The organism is Burkholderia sp. Ac-20392 (assembly GCF_017104585.1).
GTDB lineage: Bacteria > Pseudomonadota > Gammaproteobacteria > Burkholderiales > Burkholderiaceae > Burkholderia > Burkholderia lata.
On the sequence record NZ_JAAGPB010000049.1, the window covers coordinates 25422 to 31421 of the forward strand.

Consider the following 6000-nt stretch of genomic DNA (forward strand, 5'->3'; position numbering starts at 1 on the left):
TCGTGCCCGCATCTCCACAGCACGATGCCCGGTTCCGGGCGTGTTCCTTCGATGAGCCAACCTGAAAGCAACCTCGCGATCCTGCTGAGCACGATGCAGCCCGAACTGCATCCGGGCGCGTTCGCATTCGTGTCGCTGCCGACCGACGCCAACGTATCGTTATCCGAAGTGATTGCGACATTCCGCGAGGCGGAAGGACTGACGGTCGTGGTCGAAGAGGAGGCGGCCGCGCGCCGTGGCTGGCCCGTATTGTTTCGCGCCGCCTGGATCACGCTGACCGTGCATTCCGACCTCGCGGCTGTCGGCCTCACGGCGGCGTTCGCACGCGCACTCGGCGCGGCCGGCATCAGCTGCAACGTGATGGCGGCGGCCTGTCACGATCACATCTTCGTGCCGTTCGACGACGGCGCGCGCGCACTCGATGCACTTGTCGCGCTCCAGCGCGACGCGATGCGCGGCTGATACGCGAAGGGCGTCCGGGGCACGCAAAAAAAACGGGCCCGTCACCGGGCCCGCGAACGGAAAGGATTACGCCGGAAAGCGATCCCGGCGCACGGCGGCTTACTTGTTCGCGCCACCCTCGAACCAGGCGGCGAGCTTCGTGCGCTCGTCGTCGGTCATGTGCGTGACGTTGCCGATCGGCATCGCCTTCAGGCGCACGGCCTGTTCGTAGATACGCTGTGCGTTCTTCGACACTTCGTCCGGCGTGTCGAACATCACGCCTGCGGGCGCGCTGCCCATCAGCGTCGGCTTCGCCGAGTGGCACTCGACGCAGCGCTGCTGCAGGATCGGCATGATGTCGTTGATCACGACCTTCGGTGCGTTCGCGGCCTGCGCTTCCGGTGCGACCGGCTTCGGCATCGTCCAGACCAGCGCGGCCGACAGCAGTGCGACGCCGCCGATCGGCAGGTACCACAGCTGCTTGCCGCGGTGACGCATCACGAAGAACTGGCGGATCAGCGCGCCGGCCAGCATGATCATCACGAGCACGACCCAGTTGAACTTGTTCGTGTAGGTCATCGCGTAGTGGTTCGACAGCATCGCGAACACGACCGGCAGCGTGAAGTACGTGTTGTGCACCGAGCGCTGCTTGCCGCGCTTGCCGTAGATCGGGTTCGGCTCCTCGCCCTTGAGCATCTTGTCGACCATCTTGCGCTGGCCGGGGATGATCACGAAGAACACGTTCGCCGACATGATCGTCGCGAGCATCGCACCGACGATCAGGTAGGCGGCACGACCCGCGAAGATGTGGCACGCGAGGTAGGCGGCGGCGACCACGTAGATGCCGACGCAGATGCCGAGCACGCGGTCGTTGGTGCCGAGGATGCGGCACAGCGAGTCGTAGACGATCCAGCCGGCCGCGAGGAAGCCGAGTGCGGAAGCGACGGCGACCACCGGGCCCATGTCGAGCACGCTCTTGTCGATCAGGTACGTGTTCGGCGCGAGCAGGTACAGCACGAAGAACAGCGAGAAGCCCGACAGCCAGGTCGTGTACGACGGCCACTTCGACCAGTGCAGGTCATCCGGCATTTCCGGCGGAGCGACCGTGTACTTCTGCATGTTGTAGAAACCGCCACCGTGGACGTGCCACAGCTCGCCGAACACACCGCGCTTGCGCTGGTTCGGGTCGGTCGGCGGTTTCAGGCTGTTGTCGAGCGCGACGAAATAGAACGACTCGCCGATCCACGCAATGGCGACGATGACGTGCAGCCATCGCAGCGCGAGGTTCAGCCAGTCGGTGATGAAGCCTTCCATGAAACTCCTCCAGACTCAGATTTTGTCTTGATGTGGGCGCTGATGCGTATGTCAGCTGCCGCGATAGGTGCTGTACGACCACGGCGACACGAGCAGCGGCACGTGGTAGTGCGAGCCGGTGTCGGCGATGCCGAAGCGGAGCACGACGCGATCGACGAAACGGGGTTCGGGCACCTTCACGCCGAGCGACGCGAAGTAGTCGCCGGCATGGAACACGAGTTCGTATTCGCCGGCGGCGAGCGCGGCGCCTTCGAGCAGAGGTTCGTCGCAGCGGCCGTCGCTATTGGTCAGCACGGTCTTGATCGCGCGGCGCGATTCGCCGTCCAGCGCGTAGAGGTCCACCTTGATTGCAGCGCCGGGACGGCCGTGCGCCGTATCGAGTACGTGGGTAGTGAGCTTTCCCATTCGCAATTGTCCTTGTGTGAATGCGAGGTTCGGCGGCGACTCGATCCATTGACTGTGCGGCGGATCGAGGCTCCACGTCACGTGGCTACATACCCGTCGGCGAGATTGAAGCGAGCGCCGTGCAGGCATTGTAAAAAGGTTCCCCGCGCAAATACGGGCGCGATATCAAAGATAATGCGCCGCGCATGAGCGGCTGTCGACGGCACGCCGGATACCGCTTCCGGCGGGCGTTTCGGGCCTCCGGCGGGGCGTTGCGCGGCGTACCATATCGAAACCGTGAAACGCGGTATTCCGGATCGCGCATTGTGTGCGGCGCGCGCTTGGGCGATCCTCCCGCCGTGCGCGTCGGCCTGACGGCCCGCGCGTACCCCGAAGACGGCGAGCACGCCGGGTAACCGGGCCAGGGCGTTCGAACGGACGCGGGCACCGGAGAGTGCCGCGATTCAGCGTTCGAACGGCTGTGTGACAGCCTCCAGGACAGCCCCTGGGGGCAGACCGACGCGGAGAACGCATGAACCTCGAGCAGCACGCTGGCGCACGCGCGCCGAACCCCTCCTCATCCCGCCCGAAAACCCTGCTGGTCAAGCACGCCGACGTGCTCGTGACCATGGACGACACGCGCCGCGAGTTGCGCGACGCGGGGCTCTACATCGAAGACAACCGGATCGTCGCGGTCGGCCCGACCGCCGAGCTGCCCGATACGGCCGACGAAGTGCTCGACCTGCGCGGCCACCTCGTGATCCCGGGGCTGGTGAACACGCACCACCACATGTACCAGAGCCTGACGCGCGCGGTGCCCGCGGCGCAGAACGCCGAGCTGTTCGGCTGGCTCACGAACCTGTACAAGATCTGGGCGCACCTGACGCCCGAGATGATCGAGGTGTCGACGCTCACCGCGATGGCCGAGCTGCTGCAGTCGGGCTGCACGACGTCGAGCGATCATCTGTACATCTACCCGAACGGCAGCCGCCTCGACGACAGCATCGGCGCGGCGCAGCGGATCGGCATGCGTTTTCACGCGAGCCGCGGCGCGATGAGCGTCGGCCAGCGCGACGGCGGGCTGCCGCCCGATTCCGTCGTCGAGCGTGAGCCCGATATCCTGCGCGACACGCAGCGCCTGATCGAGACCTATCACGACGAAGGCCGCTACGCGATGCTGCGCGTGGTCGTCGCGCCGTGCTCGCCGTTCTCGGTGAGCCGCGACCTGATGCGCGACGCGGCCGTGCTCGCGCGCGAATACGGCGTGTCGCTGCACACGCACCTCGCGGAGAACGTCAACGACATCGCGTACAGCCGCGAGAAGTTCGGGATGACGCCCGCCGAATATGCGGAAGATCTCGGTTGGGTCGGCCACGACGTGTGGCATGCGCACTGCGTGCAGCTCGACGATGCGGGCATCAGCCTGTTCGCGCGCACCGGTACGGGCGTCGCGCACTGTCCGTGCTCGAACATGCGGCTCGCGTCGGGTATCGCGCCGGTGAAGAAGATGCGTCTCGCGGGCGTGCCGGTCGGCCTCGGCGTCGACGGCTCCGCATCGAACGACGGCGCGCAGATGGTGGCGGAAGTGCGGCAGGCGCTGCTGCTGCAGCGGGTCGGTTTCGGGCCCGATGCGATGACCGCGCGTGAAGCGCTCGAAATCGCGACGCTCGGCGGTGCGAAGGTGCTGAACCGTGACGATATCGGCGCGCTGAAGCCGGGCATGGCCGCGGACTTCGCCGCATTCGACCTGCGCCAGCCGCTGTTCGCGGGCGCGCTGCACGATCCGGTCGCGGCGCTCGTGTTCTGCGCACCGTCGCAGACGGCGTACACGGTGGTGAACGGGAAGGTGGTGGTGCGGGAAGGGCGTCTGGCGACGCTCGACCTGCCGCCCGTCATCGCGCGTCACAACGCGCTCGCGCAGGCACTGGTCGAGGCGTCGCGCTGAAGGAAGGCTGGCGCCCTCCGGCGGCTGCGTTGCCGCCGGGCATGCCGCCAGCTGTCGCCACGCCGCGCCGGAACGGCGCGGGCGGCGCGTGCCGTTACGGCTCGATCAGCGTGCGGGTGGCTTCGGCGACGAGGCCGCGCAGCCAGCGCACTTCGTCGGAGTAGTGGCAGCGCTCGTGCCACAGCTGGTAGTACTGCATCGGCGGGAAGTCGAGCGGCGCCGGCACGACCGACAGCGGCAGGAACTTCGCGTAGTGATCGGCGAACAGGCGCGTCGTCGTGAAGATCAGGTCGGACTTCACGAGCACGTACGGTGCGAGGTTGAAGTACGGCAGCGTGACGACCACGTGGCGCTTGAGCCGTTCGCGTGCGAGATGCACGTCGATCGCGCCGCGCTGGCCGACCGAGTACGGCGTCGGCGCGAGATGCGGTGCGTTCAGGTACTGGTCGAGCGTGAGCCCGCCGCGCTTCGCGAACGGGTGCGTGTTGCTCATCAGGCAGACGATTTCGTCGACGAACAGGTTCGACAGGTGCAGCTGCTCCGGCGGTTCGGGCCAGTTGCCGACGACGATGTCGAGCTTGCCATCCTCCAGTGCGAGCTCGTAGTCGAACGCCGGGCCGAGCGAATGGAACTCGAGCGTCGCGTTCGGCGCGGCCTGGCGGAAGCGTTCGACGACGGTCGGCACGAACAGCACGTTCAGGTAGTCGGGGCAGCCGATCCGGTAGCAGCGGATCGACGTGGCCGGGTCGAAGTTGTGCTGCTGGAACTTGATGCGCTCGATTTCACGCAGCGCGTTCTGCACGGGCTCGAGCAGGCGCAGCCCGTATTCGGTCGGCACCATGCCGGATTTGCCGCGCACCAGCAGCGGATCGCCGGTGATGTCGCGCAGGCGCCGCAGTGCGGCGCTGATCGCCGGTTGCGACTGGTTCAGTTTGACGGCCGCGCGCGTGACGCTGCGCTCCATCAACAAGGTGTGCAAGACGCGCAAGAGGTACGTGTCGATCGCCTCGCGTTGCTGACTCATGATATCTCCGTTTTATATGTCTGGGCTGATCGAGGGGGCATGGGGGTATATCGTTTTTAATATGAAGCTGGGCCAGCGTCAAGAGATGGATACCCGCAGACACCCGCCGGCCGGGTCGCGACAAGGGGCCCGAACGGAGGTGATGTGAAGCGCGCGGCGCCGCGCGGACGCGCGTTGCGCGGATCCGGATCGCGGCGCGGCGTGTGATGCGACGGGCGCGTCAGTCGTCGATGCGCATGCCGACCTTCAGCGTGACCTGCCAGTGCACGACCTGGTCGCCTTCGATGTGGCCGCGCGTTTCGGTCACCTGGAACCAGTGCAGGTTGTGCAGCGTCTTGCCGGCTTTCGAGATCGCGTTGCGGATGGCGTCGTCGCTCGATTGCTTCGACGAACCGGTCAGCTCGATCATCTTGTACACGTGGTCGCTCATGATGCGCTCCCTGGGATATCGGTATGGATGGCCGGTGCAAGCCGTGGTCCCGAAGCGCCGCCGCGCGTGCCCGGCTTCTTGAGTGATAGGTATGATGGGCGGCAAGTTCAACCCATATCGGAGACGAGGAACATCGTGGAAGTCGGATTTTGCGGACCGGGATTGATGGGCGCGCCGATGATTCGGCATTTGCTGGCGGCCGGGCATCGGGTCAGCGTGTGGAATCGCTCGCGCGACAAGGCCGAGGCGCTCGTGAAGGACGGCGCGCAGGTGGTCGGCACGCCGCGCGAACTGGCGGAGCGCGTCGATACGGTCTTCGTGTGCGTGCTCGACGGCCGTGCGGTGGGCGACGTCGTGTTCGGCGAGCACGGGCTGCTCTCCGGCGACGCCGCTGCGCGTCGCCTGCAGCGCATCGTCGATCATTCGAGCATCCCGCCCGCTGCCACGCGTGATTACGCCGCG

Annotated in this window: 7 protein-coding genes; 3 read left to right on the forward strand and 4 right to left on the reverse strand. The window is 66.5% G+C overall.

From position 1 onward, the window contains the following. Nucleotides 1-51: 51 nt before the first annotated feature. Nucleotides 52-462 (forward strand): ACT domain-containing protein, encoded by a 411-nt coding sequence (locus G3N99_RS09620; RefSeq protein ID WP_206122253.1) that lies wholly within the window; start codon nucleotides 52-54, stop codon nucleotides 460-462. Nucleotides 463-561: 99 nt separating this feature from the next. Here the strand turns inward: G3N99_RS09620 and G3N99_RS09625 are convergent, their stop codons facing one another. After that, a complete protein-coding gene (locus G3N99_RS09625; RefSeq protein ID WP_122945658.1) occupies nucleotides 562-1755 on the reverse strand; it encodes a urate hydroxylase PuuD in 1194 nt (397 codons plus the stop codon). 51 nt (nucleotides 1756-1806) lie between these two features. After that, the gene (uraH, locus tag G3N99_RS09630) at nucleotides 1807-2160 is read right to left on the reverse strand and encodes a hydroxyisourate hydrolase (protein ID WP_011352401.1); all 354 of its coding nucleotides are present in this window, start codon (nucleotides 2158-2160) and stop codon (nucleotides 1807-1809) included. 511 nt (nucleotides 2161-2671) lie between these two features. On the opposite strand from uraH, the gene G3N99_RS09635 reads away from it, so the two are divergent. Then, a complete protein-coding gene (locus G3N99_RS09635) occupies nucleotides 2672-4084 on the forward strand; it encodes an 8-oxoguanine deaminase (protein WP_174941252.1) in 1413 nt (470 codons plus the stop codon). Between the two features lie 94 nt (nucleotides 4085-4178). Here G3N99_RS09635 and G3N99_RS09640 read toward each other — a convergent pair whose 3' ends face one another. Further along, entirely contained in the window at nucleotides 4179-5108 is a 930-nt protein-coding gene (locus G3N99_RS09640) for a LysR substrate-binding domain-containing protein (protein ID WP_006402708.1), read from the reverse strand. A 220-nt stretch (nucleotides 5109-5328) separates the two neighbouring features. Next, the gene (locus G3N99_RS09645; protein WP_011352399.1) at nucleotides 5329-5538 is read right to left on the reverse strand and encodes a dodecin; all 210 of its coding nucleotides are present in this window, start codon (nucleotides 5536-5538) and stop codon (nucleotides 5329-5331) included. Nucleotides 5539-5673: 135 nt separating this feature from the next. On the opposite strand from G3N99_RS09645, the gene G3N99_RS09650 reads away from it, so the two are divergent. Next, the coding region (locus G3N99_RS09650; RefSeq protein ID WP_206122254.1) for an NAD(P)-binding domain-containing protein at nucleotides 5674-6000 on the forward strand (327 nt) is incomplete at its 3' end.

Bases quoted from the DNA above. Each gene is read 5' to 3' on its own strand.
- uraH (WP_011352401.1), bottom strand. From the start codon at position 2,160: ATGGGAAAGCTCACTACCCACGTACTCGATACGGCGCACGGCCGTCCC.
- G3N99_RS09640 (WP_006402708.1), bottom strand. From the start codon at position 5,108: ATGAGTCAGCAACGCGAGGCGATCGACACGTACCTCTTGCGCGTCTTG.
- G3N99_RS09645 (WP_011352399.1), bottom strand. From the start codon at position 5,538: ATGAGCGACCACGTGTACAAGATGATCGAGCTGACCGGTTCGTCGAAG.
- G3N99_RS09620 (WP_206122253.1), top strand. From the start codon at position 52: ATGAGCCAACCTGAAAGCAACCTCGCGATCCTGCTGAGCACGATGCAG.
- G3N99_RS09635 (WP_174941252.1), top strand. From the start codon at position 2,672: ATGAACCTCGAGCAGCACGCTGGCGCACGCGCGCCGAACCCCTCCTCA.
- G3N99_RS09625 (WP_122945658.1), bottom strand. From the start codon at position 1,755: ATGGAAGGCTTCATCACCGACTGGCTGAACCTCGCGCTGCGATGGCTG.